Origin of the sequence: Pseudomonas kielensis (genome assembly GCF_014236655.1) — a bacterium.
Taxonomy (GTDB): domain Bacteria; phylum Pseudomonadota; class Gammaproteobacteria; order Pseudomonadales; family Pseudomonadaceae; genus Aquipseudomonas; species Aquipseudomonas kielensis.
This window is the reverse complement of sequence record NZ_JACMYG010000007.1, coordinates 189,388-204,584: the sequence shown is the minus strand read 5'-3', so window position 1 is coordinate 204,584 and position 15,197 is coordinate 189,388. Positions and strand designations below refer to the sequence as shown.

15 protein-coding genes are annotated in these 15,197 nt (G+C 59.9%); 2 read left to right on the top strand and 13 right to left on the bottom strand.

Translation table 11 applies throughout. The features are described from left to right. The first annotated feature begins 140 nt into the window (after positions 1-140). Complete coding sequence (gene fdxA / locus H7995_RS09770; protein ID WP_166592664.1) at positions 141-464, top strand: ferredoxin FdxA; 324 nt, start codon at positions 141-143, stop codon at positions 462-464. 507 nt (positions 465-971) lie between these two features. Here the strand turns inward: fdxA and rpoS are convergent. The 8 genes from rpoS to H7995_RS09730 all read right to left on the bottom strand — a co-directional run bounded on the left by rpoS (position 972) and on the right by H7995_RS09730 (position 8,179). Further along, complete coding sequence (gene rpoS, locus H7995_RS09765; RefSeq protein ID WP_185818281.1) at positions 972-1,973, bottom strand: RNA polymerase sigma factor RpoS; 1,002 nt, start codon at positions 1,971-1,973, stop codon at positions 972-974. Between the two features lie 104 nt (positions 1,974-2,077). After that, the gene (locus H7995_RS09760; protein ID WP_166592666.1) at positions 2,078-2,935 is read right to left on the bottom strand and encodes a peptidoglycan DD-metalloendopeptidase family protein; all 858 of its coding nucleotides are present in this window, start codon (positions 2,933-2,935) and stop codon (positions 2,078-2,080) included. Positions 2,936-3,146: 211 nt separating this feature from the next. Beyond that, positions 3,147-3,782, bottom strand: a complete 636-nt coding sequence (locus H7995_RS09755; RefSeq protein WP_174244610.1) for a protein-L-isoaspartate(D-aspartate) O-methyltransferase — start codon at positions 3,780-3,782, stop codon at positions 3,147-3,149. A 41-nt stretch (positions 3,783-3,823) separates the two neighbouring features. Then, positions 3,824-4,573: a 5'/3'-nucleotidase SurE gene (gene surE / locus H7995_RS09750; RefSeq protein ID WP_166592668.1), complete on the bottom strand. Its 750-nt coding sequence runs from the start codon at positions 4,571-4,573 to the stop codon at positions 3,824-3,826. Beyond that, a complete protein-coding gene (gene truD / locus H7995_RS09745; protein ID WP_166592669.1) occupies positions 4,561-5,619 on the bottom strand; it encodes a tRNA pseudouridine(13) synthase TruD in 1,059 nt (352 codons plus the stop codon). The genes surE and truD overlap by 13 nt, the downstream gene beginning before the upstream one ends. Beyond that, positions 5,616-6,089 (bottom strand): 2-C-methyl-D-erythritol 2,4-cyclodiphosphate synthase, encoded by a 474-nt coding sequence (ispF, locus tag H7995_RS09740; RefSeq protein WP_166592670.1) that lies wholly within the window; start codon positions 6,087-6,089, stop codon positions 5,616-5,618. The genes truD and ispF overlap by 4 nt, the downstream gene beginning before the upstream one ends. 42 nt (positions 6,090-6,131) lie before the next feature. Next, the gene (fghA, locus tag H7995_RS09735; protein ID WP_182343684.1) at positions 6,132-6,977 is read right to left on the bottom strand and encodes an S-formylglutathione hydrolase; all 846 of its coding nucleotides are present in this window, start codon (positions 6,975-6,977) and stop codon (positions 6,132-6,134) included. Positions 6,978-7,066: 89 nt separating this feature from the next. Further along, positions 7,067-8,179 (bottom strand): S-(hydroxymethyl)glutathione dehydrogenase/class III alcohol dehydrogenase, encoded by a 1,113-nt coding sequence (locus tag H7995_RS09730; protein WP_182343682.1) that lies wholly within the window; start codon positions 8,177-8,179, stop codon positions 7,067-7,069. Between the two features lie 106 nt (positions 8,180-8,285). Here H7995_RS09730 and H7995_RS09725 point away from each other — a divergent pair, with 106 nt between their 5' ends. Beyond that, a complete protein-coding gene (locus H7995_RS09725; protein ID WP_166592673.1) occupies positions 8,286-9,182 on the top strand; it encodes a LysR substrate-binding domain-containing protein in 897 nt (298 codons plus the stop codon). Between the two features lie 58 nt (positions 9,183-9,240). On the opposite strand, the gene ispD is transcribed toward H7995_RS09725, so the two are convergent. The 5 genes from ispD to tilS form a co-directional block, all read right to left on the bottom strand. Beyond that, on the bottom strand, positions 9,241-9,954 hold the full coding sequence (ispD, locus tag H7995_RS09720; RefSeq protein ID WP_182343680.1) for a 2-C-methyl-D-erythritol 4-phosphate cytidylyltransferase: 714 nt from the start codon (positions 9,952-9,954) through the stop codon (positions 9,241-9,243). Next, complete coding sequence (gene ftsB, locus H7995_RS09715; RefSeq protein WP_027619031.1) at positions 9,951-10,229, bottom strand: cell division protein FtsB; 279 nt, start codon at positions 10,227-10,229, stop codon at positions 9,951-9,953. The genes ispD and ftsB overlap by 4 nt, the downstream gene beginning before the upstream one ends. A 170-nt stretch (positions 10,230-10,399) precedes the next feature. After that, a complete protein-coding gene (gene eno, locus H7995_RS09710) occupies positions 10,400-11,689 on the bottom strand; it encodes a phosphopyruvate hydratase (RefSeq protein ID WP_166588544.1) in 1,290 nt (429 codons plus the stop codon). A 243-nt stretch (positions 11,690-11,932) separates the two neighbouring features. Further along, complete coding sequence (locus tag H7995_RS09705) at positions 11,933-13,564, bottom strand: CTP synthase (RefSeq protein WP_166588545.1); 1,632 nt, start codon at positions 13,562-13,564, stop codon at positions 11,933-11,935. Positions 13,565-13,838: 274 nt separating this feature from the next. Further along, a complete protein-coding gene (tilS, locus tag H7995_RS09700) occupies positions 13,839-15,167 on the bottom strand; it encodes a tRNA lysidine(34) synthetase TilS (RefSeq protein WP_166588546.1) in 1,329 nt (442 codons plus the stop codon). Positions 15,168-15,197 lie beyond the last annotated feature (30 nt).

Below are 15,197 nucleotides of genomic sequence, written 5' to 3'. Positions count from 1 at the left end.
CGCTGTTGCCTGCAAGCTGTTAGAATCTCGCGCGGTTTGGGGTGCTGCAGGCTATTAGCCTGGTCTGCAGGCGAGCGCTCCCAAACCTGGCGACCCCACCGTGAAGGGGCGCAGCACGCCGCCTGAGGAGAGAATTAGAAATGACCTTCGTCGTCACCGACAACTGCATCAAGTGCAAGTACACCGACTGCGTAGAAGTCTGTCCGGTGGACTGCTTTTACGAAGGCCCGAACTTCCTGGTGATTCACCCGGATGAGTGCATCGACTGCGCCCTGTGCGAGCCGGAATGCCCTGCTGTGGCCATCTTCTCCGAGGACGAAGTTCCGGACGAGATGCAAGAATTCATTCAGCTGAACGTTGAACTGGCCGAAATCTGGCCCAACATCACTGAGAAGAAAGATTCGCTGCCAGACGCAGCGGAGTTTGATGGCGTCAAAGGCAAGATCAAAGACCTGATTCGCTGATCTTTTCTGCACGCTCAAAAAAGGCCCTTCGCGGGCCTTTTTGCATATTAGGGCGCCGTACTTTTCAGCAGGCAAAAAAAGGGGCGGTGTGACCCGCCCACATTTTTTCCCTAGTCCCTGTGTTCCTTTTCATCGTCCTGATGAATCACGTCCTTGCGATGTTCCATGACCATCATCCTTGATGGTTGTGTCTGTCCGTCGACACAGGGCTGATAATAAAGGCTTGGCCAGCAATCACAATCACCGCTTAGGCTTAAACAGTAGGTGTAGAAGTGTCTGCGCCAGCAATTAATTCCATATAAAACAACATGTTAAAAAATGTATTACTGAGCAACGGCATTCATCCAGCAAGCATAAAAACCGAACACGTACGAAAGAGTAAGCCACGGCTTACAGCAACAAAGGAAAGCACCCGAGTCAGTCTCCCAGCTAAACAACGGGTGAAATCGCAGGCACAAAAAACCCCGAGATACCGGGGTTTTTGCTGATCGAGTACCGGGGTTCCTGCTACTGGAACAAAGACTCGCTCGACAATCCATTTTTCTCGAGAATTTCACGCAGACGTTTCAGTCCCTCAACCTGGATCTGTCGGACCCGTTCGCGGGTCAGTCCGATCTCCAGGCCAACGTCCTCCAGCGTGCTACTCTCATGGCCGCGCAAACCGAAGCGGCGAATCACCACCTCACGTTGCTTATCGGTCAATTCGCACAGCCACTGATCGATGCTCTGTGACAAGTCATCATCCTGAAGCAGCTCACAGGGATCGGTAGGGCGGTCGTCAGTCAGGGTGTCCAGGAGGGTTTTATCCGAATCCGGCCCCAGCGAGACGTCTACCGAAGAAACCCGTTCATTCAGGCCGAGCATTCGCTTGACCTCTCCCACCGGTTTTTCCAGCAGGTTGGCGATTTCTTCGGGTGAAGGTTCATGATCGAGCTTTTGTGTCAGCTCTCGGGCGGCGCGCAGGTAGACATTCAGCTCTTTGACCACGTGAATCGGCAACCGGATGGTCCGGGTCTGATTCATGATCGCGCGCTCGATGGTCTGACGAATCCACCAGGTTGCGGTCGAGAAGCGGAAGCCACGCTCCGGATCAAACTTTTCCACAGCCCTGATCAACCCGAGATTGCCCTCTTCGATCAGGTCGAGCAATGACAGCCCACGATTGACGTAGCGCCGGGCGATTTTCACCACCAGTCGCAAGTTGCTTTCAATCATGCGTTTACGCCCAGCCGGATCTCCACTTTGCGACAGTCGCGCAAAATGAACTTCTTCTTCCGGGGACAACAGGGGGGAAAAGCCGATTTCATTGAGATACAGCTGGGTAGCGTCTAGCGCCCGTGTGTAGTCAATGTACTTGTGTTGCTTGAGTGAGGCGGAGTGTTTGGATTTTGCGCGAACTGAAGGTGTAGCAACCCCCTCATTCGACGTCTGATCCGATGCGACGTCGGTCTCCATCAGGAGAACCTCATCGTCGATGTCAAACTCCGGCACTTCTTTACTGAGAGCCATTGTTATAGTCCTTTGGTGAGTTCGACCTCAAGCTCAAGCGGCGCCTTTATCCTTGGCAACGCTGGAGCCTGTTCCTCTACGTGAAGGAACAGGCTGGTAACAAATCAACGACGTGGCAGGAATTGCAGCGGATCTACTGGCTTACCTTGTCGGCGAATCTCAAAATGCAGTTTCACCCGGTCCGTACCCGTTGACCCCATTTCGGCAATTGTCTGTCCGACCTTGACCTGCTGCCCCTCCCGAACCAACAGCCTGCGGTTGTGACCGTAGGCACTGACGTAGGTATCGCTGTGTTTGATGATGACCAATTCACCGTAGCCCCGCAAGCCACTCCCGGCGTAAACGACAGTCCCATCAGACGCAGCTAAAACAGGCTGTCCCAAATCTCCGGCGATATCAATTCCTTTATTCAAACTACCGTTTGAAGAGAATTTTCCAATAAGAATGCCATTAGATGGCCAACCCCATCCTGTGGGAGCGGGCCCCGCTGGGGGCAATGGCGCCGGGGCGGGCTTGCTGGCCGTAGACGGCGCAGCAGTGCTCGTAGTGGTGCCGGCCGCCGAAGCTGGGCGGCGGGTAACCGTGAATTTCCCGGAAGACGAAGAGCTGGTGGTGGACGACGTCACGGCCTGGGTCGGCGTTGAACCGGAGCGCCCGTCGAAGCGAATCGTCTGACCTGGATGTATCGTGTAAGGCGCAGGAATGTTGTTGCGTGCGGCGAGGGCTTTGTAGTCCCAGCCGTAGCGGAAAGCGATGGAAAACAAGGTATCGCCGCGACGGACTACATACTGGCCGGTGGTGACGGCAGGACGCTGGGCGGCCGTGCTGTTGCGATCGACAACCCGCACGTCACTCGACTTGGTGCTGGAGCAACCGACCAGCAATGAGCTCAAGACAAGGCCAGTCACCAGGCACTGAAAGCTTTTTGTACCAATACGCTGCGCAATGACTTTGAGACTCACCCGCCGCTCCCTTTCTGGTGGCTGAAAAAAGTAGATGCCTGGTTCAGGCATGAAGTGTCGCAAGTATAACTGGCCGCTGGCGCATTACCGTCGGCAAAACGAAATCGATACAGGCCCGCGTTTACTGGCTGTAGTACAACGACGTTGAAGCCATCCTTGCCGCTGTAAGACCAAGGTAATCGAAGAGAATTCAGCGCCGCAGAACAAATGCTCAGGCCAATGGCCCGTTAAGCAACGGGACGAAGCGCACCGAGCCCAGGACACGCCTGGAAAACCCCTGTTCTTCCCGGATGATCAATAGCAATTGTTGAACCTCCCCTGACCCGACCGGTATCACCAGACGCCCTCCTGGCGCCAACTGATCCAGCAGGGCCTGGGGCACGTCGGTCGCCACCGCCGTGACGATGATGCCATTGTAAGGTGCCAGTGCCGGCCAGCCTTCCCAACCATCGCCCCAGCGAAACACCACGTTGCGCAGGTTCAATTCCACCAGGCGTTCTTTCGCCCGATCCTGCAGGACCTTGATCCGCTCGACCGAAAACACCCGCTCCACCAGTTGCGACAACACCGCCGTCTGATAACCGGAACCGGTACCGATCTCCATCACCTTGTCCAAAGGCCCTGCCTCTAACAGCAGCTCGCTCATGCGTGCCACCATATAAGGCTGGGAAATGGTCTGGTTGTGGCCAATCGGCAAGGCCGTGTCTTCGTAGGCACGGTGGGCCAGCGCTTCATCGACAAACAGATGGCGCGGCGTGCGGCGGATCACTTCCAGGACCTGGGCGTTACTCACGCCTTCTTCATAAAGTCGCTGGATCAAACGCTCACGGGTACGCTGGGAAGTCATCCCGATCCCGCGGCGCAGTATATCGTCTTGCTCGCGAGCCATCAGCGCAGCCCCTCCAGCCAGCCATCGAGACTGGCAAAGGCAACATTGAAGGTGCGATCGAGCTGCAGCGGGGTGATGGAGACATACCCCTGCATGACGGCATGGAAATCCGTACCCGGGCCACCATCTTCCGCGTCGCCGGCCGCGGCAATCCAGTAGCCGGACTTGCCGCGTGGGTCGACCACTTTGGTCGGTGCCGCAGCACGTGCCCGGTGCCCCAGGCGGGTCAGCTGAATGCCACGGATGTGGTCCAGCGGCAGGTTCGGAATGTTCACGTTCAACACCGTGCGCGGCGGTAGGTTCAGCTCGGCATGAGCTTCCACCAGTTTGCGCGCAAAGTAGGCCGCTGTCGGCAAGTTATCCACTTGCCGCGAGACCAGGGAAAACGCAAAGGACGGCTTGGCGAGGAAGCGCCCTTCCAAGGCCGCGGCCACCGTACCGGAATACAGCACGTCGTCCCCCAGGTTGGCACCCAGGTTGATCCCGGAAACCACCATGTCCGGTTCGCGTTCGAGCAAGCCGTTGAGCCCCAGGTGCACACAATCGGTCGGCGTACCATTAAGACTGATAAAGCCGTTGACCAGGGTTTGCGGGTGCAACGGACGGTCCAGCGTCAGCGAACTGCTGGCGCCGCTTTTGTCCTGGTCCGGGGCGATAACCACGCACTCGGTGTAATCCGCCAGCGCAGCATGAAGCGCGGCGAGACCGGGTGCGGTTACCCCATCGTCGTTAGAGATCAGAATACGCATGGGCTGTCCGTCTGCCCCACCGGCACCAGATCAACGAGTTCACGCACCAATACGGTGGCGAAGCATCCGGCCGGCAGGACGAATTCCAGTTGCAGAATGTCCAGCGAAGGATAATGCCACGTCAACCCGCCAATGGGCAGCCGCAGGATGCGTCGTTCATGGCTCATTCCGGCGTTTACCAGCCAGTCGCGCAGATCCGCTTCGCCCATGGCGATCCGCTGCTCCAGCTCATGGGTCGCACCCGCGGCAGGCGAGTCGCCCTCGCCCCATTGCGGCCCAGTCGGATGCAGGTCGAGGATCGCCAGGCGCGGGTCGCTGCACTCTGCTTCGCCAGCCGGGAAAAAGCTGCGGCTGTCGGTGAAAGCCAGCAAATCACCCACCTGCGCGCGCTGCCAACTGCCGTCGGCAACACGTGCCGCCAACACCTGATTGAACATAAAGCTACGGGCGGTGGACAGCAACCGCGAACGCACATTGCGCTGCTCCGGCAAAGCCTTGCGCGCCGCCCAGGCACGCGCGTCCACCACATTGCCGCCGTCATGGCCGAAACGTTGCGCACCGAAGTAATTGGGAATGCCCTGCTTGGCGATCAACTGCAGACGCGCTTCGAGTGCCTCTTTGTCGCCGGCGAACTGGGTCAGGCGCAAGGTAAAACCATTGGCCGAATGTGCGCCCCGCTGCAGCTTGCGCTTGTGCCGGGCGGTCTTGAGAATTTTCAGGGTGTCGTTTTCAGCCGCGGACAAATCCGGGTCGGCCTTGCCGGGCAATTGCACGCTGAACCACTGACGGGTCAACGCCTGGCGATCCTTCAGGCCGGCATAGCTGACGGTGCGCAAGGGCACGCCGGCGGCCTTGGCGATACGCCGTGCCGCTTCCTCGGTGTTCAGGCCACGTTTTTCCACCCAGATCCACAGGTGCTCTCCGTCGCCAGTCAGCGGAATGTCGAGCACTTCATCGACCTGGAAATCTTCCGCGATGGCTTTCAGTACGGCGGTGCCGAGAGGTTCGCCGTAGGCTCGCGGGCCGAGCAGTTGCGCCTCGTTCATGGGCGCAGCAACAAGGCAACGGAATGCACGGCAATGCCTTCTTCGCGACCGACAAAGCCAAGTTTTTCGGTGGTGGTAGCTTTCACGTTCACTTGATCCAGTTCAACTTGAAGATCGGCGGCAATCAGCGCGCGCATCGATTCGATATGGGGGGCCATTTTCGGCGCCTGGGCGACGATGGTGTTGTCGACGTTGCCCACTTTCCAGCCTTTGGCATGAATCAGCGCAACCACATGACGCAACAGCGCACGGCTGTCAGCACCTTTGAACTGGGGGTCGGTATCGGGGAAGTGCTTACCGATATCGCCCAGTGCCGCAGCACCCAGCAAGGCATCGCTCAACGCATGCAACAACACGTCGCCGTCGGAGTGGGCGAGCAGCCCGAAGCTGTGTGCAATCCGCACGCCGCCCAGAGTGATGAAATCGCCTTCAGCAAAACGGTGCACATCGTAGCCGTGGCCAATACGCATAAAAAAACGCCCTGATTGAGTCAGGGCGTGATTCTACCTGCTTTAGGCGCCTAGGGCGTGCGCGTGATGCCGTAAGTGATCATCGATAAAGCTGGCGATGAAGAAATAGCTGTGGTCGTAGCCCGGTTGCAAGCGCAAGGTCAGCGGATGGCCGGCGAGTTTGGCGGCCTGCTGCAAGGCTTCAGGCTTGAGCTGCGTGGCGAGGAAATCATCCCGATCGCCCTGGTCGACCAACAGTGGCAGCTGTTCGCTGGCTTCGCTGATCAGCACCGTGGCATCCCACTCACGCCACTTCGAACGCTCTTCACCCAGATAGCGGGAAAACGCTTTCTGGCCCCACGGGCAATCCATTGGATTGTTGATCGGCGCGAACGCCGAGACCGACTGGTAACGCCCCGGGTTACGCAGTGCGCACACCAGTGCGCCGTGGCCACCCATGGAGTGACCGCTGACGCCGCGTTTGTCCGAGGCCGGGAAATGCGCCTCGACCAATGCCGGCAATTCCTGCACCACGTAATCGTGCATCCGATAGTGCTTGGCCCAGGGTTCCTGGGTGGCGTTCAGGTAAAACCCGGCCCCCAGACCGAAGTCCCAGGCCCCTTCCGGGTCCCCCGGCACATCGGCACCGCGCGGGCTGGTGTCCGGCGCCACGATGATCAAGCCAAGCTCGGCCGCCAAGCGCATGGCACCGGCTTTGTGCATGAAGTTCTCATCGGTGCAGGTCAAACCCGACAACCAATACAGCACCGGCAACTTGCCACCCTGCTCCGCCTGGGGCGGCAGGTACACGGCAAACACCATGTCGCAACCCAGCACTTGGGAGTGATGCCTGTAGCGTTTATGCCAGCCACCGAAGCTCTTCTGGCACGAGATATTTTCCAGACTCATGGGAGTACTCCCAGCTTCAAGCCGCAAGCTGCGAGCGGCAAGAGAGGGGCATCCGCTCGCCGCTTACAGCGTGTAGCTTGCCGCCGCTCTTAAAAGTGGATGACGGTGCGAATGCTCTTGCCTTCATGCATCAGGTCAAAAGCCTTGTTGATGTCTTCCAGACCCATGGTGTGGGTGATGAAGGTATCCAGCGGGATCTCGCCGGTCTGGGCCATTTCCACATAGCTTGGCAATTCGCTGCGACCACGCACCCCACCAAAGGCCGAACCGCGCCAGACGCGCCCGGTGACCAGTTGGAACGGACGGGTCGCGATTTCCTGGCCGGCACCGGCCACGCCGATGATCACCGACTCGCCCCAACCTTTATGGCAGCACTCCAGTGCCGCACGCATCAGTTGGACGTTGCCGATGCACTCAAAGGAAAAGTCCACGCCGCCATCGGTCATGTCGACAATGACGTCCTGGATCGGACGATCAAAGTCTTTCGGGTTCACACAGTCGGTGGCCCCCAACTGCTTGGCGATCTCGAACTTGCCCGGGTTGATGTCGATGGCAATGATGCGCGCGGCCTTGGCCTTGACCGCACCGATCACGGCCGACAGGCCGATGCCGCCCAGACCGAAGATCGCCACGGTATCGCCCGGCTTGACCTTGGCAGTGTTGATCACCGCACCAATCCCGGTGGTCACGCCGCAGCCCAGCAGGCAGACTTTTTCCAGCGGAGCCTCTTTAGGAATCTTGGCCACGGAAATTTCCGGCAGCACGGTGTACTCGGAGAAAGTCGAGGTCCCCATGTAGTGGAAAATCGGCTGGCCTTTGTAGGAGAAGCGAGTAGTGCCGTCCGGCATCAGGCCTTTGCCTTGGGTCGCGCGGATAGCCTGGCAGAGGTTGGTCTTGCCCGACTTACAGAATTTGCACTGGCCGCATTCCGGGGTGTAGAGCGGAATCACATGATCGCCCACAGCCACCGAGGTCACGCCCTCGCCAATGGCTTCGACCACCGCGCCACCTTCGTGGCCGAGGATCGACGGGAAGATGCCTTCCGGATCGGCACCCGACAAGGTATAGGCGTCGGTGTGGCAAACGCCGGAGGCGACCACGCGCAACAGCACTTCACCGGCCTTGGGCATGGCGACATCGACTTCAACGATCTCCAGGGGTTTCTTGGCCTCGAAGGCAACGGCAGCGCGCGACTTGATCATCCTGACTCTCCAGCGAATTAAAACGAGACCGGGAGTGTAATACACGGCCATCCGATGAATAATCGAGGTAAATGCAAAATATTATTGCCATACAGGGATAATCAAAATGTCCGAGAACCGCTGGGAAGGCATCGACGAGTTCGTCGCCGTCGCCGAATGCAGCCAGTTCACCGCCGCCGCCGAACGCCTGGGGGTCTCTTCCTCCCACGTCAGTCGACAAATCGTACGCCTGGAAGAACGCCTGCAAACTCGCCTGCTCTACCGCAGTACGCGCCGCGTCACGCTCACCGAGGCCGGACAAACCTTCCTGCAACACTGCCAACGCTTGCAGGACGGACGCGAAGAGGCCCTGCGCGCCGTCGGCGACCTGACCAGCGAACCCAAGGGCATGCTGCGCATGACGTGTGCCGTGGCGTACGGCGAGCGCTTCATCGTGCCGCTGGTGACCGGTTTCATGGGGCTCTACCCGCAGTTGCGGGTCGACATCGAATTGAGCAATCGTCCCCTGGACCTGGTGCACGAAGGCCTCGACCTGGCCATCCGCCTGGGCCGCCTGCAGGACTCACGCCTGGTGGCCACCCGCCTGGCACCACGGCGCATGTACCTGTGTGCCTCGCCCTCCTACCTCGAGCGCTACGGTCGACCCCATAGCCTGTCGGAACTGAGCCGGCACAACTGCCTTATCGGCAGCTCGGACCTTTGGCAACTGGCACAGAACGGCCGGGAGTTTTCCCAGCGAGTCCAAGGCAACTGGCGCTGCAACAGCGGACAAGCCGTACTGGACGCTGCACTCCAGGGCGTTGGCCTGTGCCAGCTCCCGGACTACTACGTGCTGGAACACCTGAACAGTGGCGCCCTGGTGTCGTTACTCGACGCCCACCAGCCACCGAACACCGCGGTCTGGGCGCTGTATCCACAGCAACGCCATCTGTCGCCGAAGGTGCGCAAATTGGTGGATTTTCTTAAGGAAGGGTTGGCGAAACGGCCGGAGTACAGCAGCTAGCCTGCTGCCGGTACCCATTACTCAACGGGGCGAGCGCTGCCTCTGGCAGCCCCGACACCTACAGCCCCCCGCGCTGCCCCCAACGCAAGCGTAACCACTCGAGGTCCTCAGGCCGCGTCACCTTGAGGTTATCCGCCCGCCCCTCGATCAAGCGCGGCGCCTGCCCCGCCCACTCCATCGCCGAAGCTTCATCAGTGATCGTGACATCCGCCACCAGACTATCGGCCAACGCCCGATGCAGGGCACCCAGGCGAAACATCTGCGGCGTATACGCCTGCCAGATCAAACTGCGGTCAACGGTCTCAAGTACCCGGCCGTGCTTGTCCGCCCGCTTGAGGGTGTCACGCGCCGGCACCGCCAGCAGCCCGCCCACCGGATCATCCGCCAGCTCCGACAGCAGCTTGTCGAGATCATCACGTGTGAGGTTCGGCCGTGCCGCGTCATGGACCAACACCCAATCCTCATCGCCAGCCCCCTGCGCATGCAGGTGCAACAAGGCATTGAGCACCGAGCCCGAACGCTCTTCGCCACCGTCCACCCGCTGAATGCGCGGGTCGGCAGCGCAGGCCAGGTTCGGCCAATAAGGGTCGTCGATCGCCAGACTGACCACCAGCCCCTTCAAGGCCGGGTGATCGAGGAAACAGCCAAGGCTGTGTTCAAGAATTGTGCGTCCGCCCAATTGCAGATACTGCTTGGGACGGTCGGCTGCCATACGGGCACCCACACCCGCGGCAGGAATCACGGCCCAGAAGGCCGGCAAGCTATTCATCATTGGGCCAACTGGTAAAGGGTTTCACCGTCCTTGACCATGCCCAACTCATGGCGAGCCCGCTCTTCAACGGTCTCCATGCCTTTTTTCAGCTCCATCACTTCGGCGTCCATCACCCGGTTGCGCTCCAGCAGCGTCTGGTTTTCAGCCTGCTGATCGGCAATTTGCTGAGTCAGGTCGGCCACCTGTGCCAGGCTGCCGTTTCCCACCCACAGGCGGTACTGCAACCCCCCCAGGAGCAAGAGCAAGACAAGAAACAACCAATAGGGACTGCGCATCGAATATCAGGTATCCACTGAAAAAAAACAGCCATGCCAACACTTTGAAGCGTCTGATAGCACGAAGCCTGGAAGAACCAGGCTCGTACTCTAAGGCATCAGACTAGTGGCAAAAAACCCGCTGATGCGATTTTTTCGACACAATCCGGTGTCTTTTTACTCCACCAAGCTTAGCCGCGGAATTCGCTGCGGCCGTTGTACTTGGCTTTGGCACCCAATTGCTCTTCGATACGCAGCAGTTGGTTGTACTTGGAAACGCGGTCGGAACGGCACAGCGAACCGGTTTTGATCTGGCCTGCCGAAGTGCCCACAGCCAGGTCGGCAATGGTCGAATCTTCGGTTTCGCCGGAGCGGTGCGAGATCACGGCAGTGTAACCAGCGGCCTTGGCCATCTGGATCGCTTCCAGGGTCTCGGTCAGGGTACCGATCTGGTTGAATTTGATCAGGATCGAGTTGGCGATCTTTTTATCGATGCCTTCTTTCAGGATCTTGGTGTTGGTCACGAACAGGTCGTCGCCCACCAGTTGGGTCTTCTCGCCGATCTTGTCGGTGAGGATCTTCCAGCCAGCCCAGTCGGACTCGTCCAGGCCGTCTTCGATCGAGATGATCGGATAACGCTCGGTCAGGCCTTTCAGGTAGTCGGCGAAACCTTCAGCGGTGAACACCTGGCCTTCGCCGGACAGGTTGTACTTGCCATCTTCGTAGAATTCGCTCGCCGCGCAGTCCAGCGCCAGGGTCACGTCGGTGCCCAGGGTGTAACCGGCGTTGGCTACCGCTTCGGAGATCACTTTCAACGCGTCTTCGTTGGAAGCCAGGTTAGGGGCGAAACCACCTTCGTCACCCACTGCAGTGCTCAGGCCACGGGCCTTCAGTACTGCCTTGAGGTGATGGAAAATCTCGGTGCCCATGCGCAGGCCTTCCGAGAAAGACTTGGCGCCAACCGGCTGCACCATGAACTCCTGGATGTCGACGTTGTTATCGGCGTGTTCGCCACCGTTGATGATGTTCATCATCGGCACCGGCATCGAGTAGACGCCTGGGGTACCGTTCAGGTTGGCGATGTGGGCATACAGCGGCAGGTCTTGATCGTGGGCAGCGGCCTTGGCCGCAGCCAGGGAAACGGCGAGGATCGCGTTGGCGCCCAGGCTGCCTTTGTTCTCGGTACCGTCCAGCTCGATCATGATGCGGTCGAGGGCTTTCTGGTCAACCGGGTCTTTACCCAGCAGTGCGGTGCGAATCGGGCCATTGATGTTGGCTACGGCCTTGAGCACACCTTTGCCCAGGTAACGGCTCTTGTCGCCATCACGCAGCTCGAGCGCTTCACGCGAGCCAGTGGAAGCACCGGACGGCGCGCAAGCGCTGCCGATGATGCCGTTATCGAGAAGCACGTCCGCTTCGACGGTGGGGTTACCACGGGAGTCGAGAACTTCACGACCTTTGATGTCGACGATTTTTGCCATTGTTGTAAACACTCCAAAGTTGACGAAAACGCTGTATACCGATCGATTTATAACTTGTGGGTCACATTGCTGTTGGTTGGCGCGGGCAAACCTGCACCGACAACACGGAGAAACCCAGGTAACGCGGCTTCCCCGTTGAAAAACTGTTCAGCCAATCATCCAGAAACGTCCAGCGGCATAATCGCGGCAACCCACGGGCCTTGCCAGCCCGTGGGTCACGTCGCGAATCCACGCCTTGGCGCGTCAGGCTTTTTTCTGGTGCTGAGCCAATGCTGCCTTGACGAAACCGCTGAACAGCGGGTGGCCGTCACGCGGAGTCGAGGTGAACTCCGGGTGGAACTGGCAAGCGACGAACCATGGGTGATCCGGTGCTTCAACCACTTCAACCAGGGCGCCATCACCGGAACGACCGGAGATTTTCAGGCCGGCTTCGATCAGTTGTGGCAGCAGATTGTTGTTCACTTCATAGCGATGACGATGACGCTCGACGATCACGTCCTTGGCATAGCAGTCGTGAACCAGGGAGCCGGCTTCCAGCAGGCAATCCTGGGCACCCAGGCGCATGGTGCCGCCCAGGTCGGAGGACTCGGTGCGGGTTTCAACGGCGCCGGTGGCATCTTCCCACTCGGTGATCAGGCCCACGACCGGGTGACCGCTGGCGCGATCGAACTCGGTGGAGTTGGCGTCTTTCCAGCCCAGCACGTTACGGGCGAACTCGATGACCGCCACTTGCATGCCCAGGCAGATACCCAGGTACGGCACCTTGTTTTCACGAGCGTACTGCACGGCGGTGATCTTGCCTTCCACGCCACGCAGGCCAAAACCGCCTGGGACCAGGATCGCATCGACACCTTCGAGCAGCGCAGTGCCCTGGTTCTCGATGTCTTCGGAATCGATGTAGCGCAGGTTGACCTTGGTCCGGTTGCTGATGCCGGCGTGGCTCATCGCTTCGATTAGCGACTTGTACGCGTCCAGCAGCTCCATGTACTTGCCGACCATGGCGATGGTGACTTCGTGTTCCGGGTTCAGCTTGGCGTCGACCACCGCTTCCCACTCGGACAGGTCGGCACTATCGCACTGCAGGCCAAAACGCTCGACGACAAAATCATCCAGGCCCTGGGAGTGCAGGATGCCCGGGATCTTGTAGATGGTGTCGGCGTCTTCCAGGGCGATCACCGCACGTTCTTCAACGTTGGTGAACTGCGCGATCTTGCGACGCGAAGACAGGTCGATCGGGTGGTCGGAACGGCAGACCAGGACGTCCGGCTGCAGGCCGATGGAACGCAGTTCCTTGACCGAGTGCTGGGTCGGCTTGGTCTTGGTTTCGCCGGCGGTGGCGATGTACGGTACCAGCGTCAGGTGCATCAGCATCGCGCGCTTGGCGCCGACTTCGAAACGCAGTTGACGGATCGCTTCCAGGAACGGTTGCGACTCGATGTCACCGACGGTGCCACCGATCTCGACCATTGCCACGTCAGCGTCGCCAGCACCCTTGATGATGCGGCGCTTGATTTCGTCGGTGATGTGCGGAATCACCTGGATGGTTGCACCCAGGTAGTCACCACGGCGCTCTTTGCGCAGCACGTGCTCGTAGACACGGCCAGTGGTGAAGTTGTTGTTCTGGGTCATGGTCGTGCGGATGAACCGCTCGTAGTGGCCCAGGTCCAGGTCGGTCTCGGCGCCGTCGTGAGTGACGAACACTTCACCGTGCTGGAACGGGCTCATGGTGCCCGGGTCGACGTTGATGTACGGGTCCAGCTTGAGCATGGTGACCTTAAGTCCCCGCGCCTCCAGGATGGCCGCCAATGATGCCGATGCAATGCCTTTCCCCAATGAAGAAACAACACCGCCCGTGACGAATATGTAGCGCGTCATGAAAAACCCTAGAAGTCTGCGTTAAAGCGGTCAGTGCCGCCGGGGAAAGCGAAGGAAGGCCGAAGCCCCCGATCACCTGCATTAATTACAGTGCATCTTTCAAAAAAACCGCCGCGTTGGGACAGACCGGTAGATGAATCACCAGTAGGTTGCTCGCTACACATTTTTTGGAATCGCCCAGCAAAGACTGCTTGGTAATCGGCAACTCCTGCAATTCAGGCGAATCCACAGAAGTTGTATCAAGAAGGGAGCGTAGTCTACCGGAAAGCCCCTTTCAGCTCAAACCTTGATCGTTGATTACTGGCTGCCATCGCAAAACCAGGTTTGCCTGCGCGCTGACATCCAGCCCGGGCAGGTTGGCCACGGCAATCAATTGCTCATCGCAGTACAGCAGCGGCAATCTGCCACGGGCGAACCACGGCACCTGACGCTCATTGAGCAAGCGCTTGAGGTCGCGGTGTCCACGACCGGGCAACTGCATCACCTCCCCGCCCTGGCGGTAACGCACGCTGAGCAGGCCGTGCGGGGGCTCACCCACCAGGCTGAGCCGACCATTGCCGGGCAGTGCCAGTTCAGTTGCTGGATCAGGCCAGGGCACTGTACCCGTGAGCGCGGGCAGCCGATCGCCGGACAACCACCAGACCCGCCCATTGGCCCGATGCACTTCGCCATCCGCCAGTCGCCAGATCGGCCGGGCATCCGCCGCGGCATCCCGCAGGCTGTCCCAACCCGACCAATGGTCAGTGTCTGGCAGGCGAGTCAGCGTCGCCAGCCAATGCCCCAGGGCGTTGCGCTGGCGAGCCGCGGACAGCCCGGCAAGCGCCGCCAGGTCCAGCGATGGATGCCCCAGCCAGGCAAACTCATGGGCGGTGGCAGCCTGGGCCAGGTCCATCTGCGCCAACTCATCGAGCAAGCCCTGGGCCTCGCGCAGATGGCCGGCACTGCGCGCCAGGGTGGCGGCTGCCTGGGGCCAGCGACGACTGAGGACGGGGAAAACCTGCTGGCGCAGATAATTGCGGGAAAACTGCTGATCACCATTAGAGGGGTCCTCGACCCAGCGCAACTGGTGTTCACAGGCGTACGCCTCAAGCTCGGCCCGCGACACATCCAGCAACGGCCGCACCAGGTGCCCGGGTCCCAGGGCACGATGGGCCGGCATTGCCGACAAGCCCCTGACCCCCGCGCCCCTCAACAGACGAAACATCAGGGTCTCGGCCTGATCGTCGCGATGCTGGGCAGTCAGCAGCACTTCATCGACCTGGATCACCTGGGCAAAGGCCGCATAACGCGCCTCACGGGCGGCTCGCTCCAGGCTCGCACCGGCCTGGACCTGAACCCGCATCACCGCCAGCGGCACGCCCAGCCCGTCACACACGGCCTGACAATGCTGCGGCCACGCATCAGCCGCAGCCTGCAGGCCGTGATGCACATGGATCGCTTGAAGTTCGGGCAGGGCCTGGCTTTTAGCCAGTTGCGCCAGGAGGTGCAATAACACGGTGGAGTCGAGGCCACCGGAGAAGGCGATGCGCCAGGTCGGTGCATTGCGCCAGGGGGTCAGGGTCAACAGCAGTCTTGCAGACAGATCAGGTGTGAGCTGGCGCATATCGATCACTTCGCACACATCAGCGGTGGG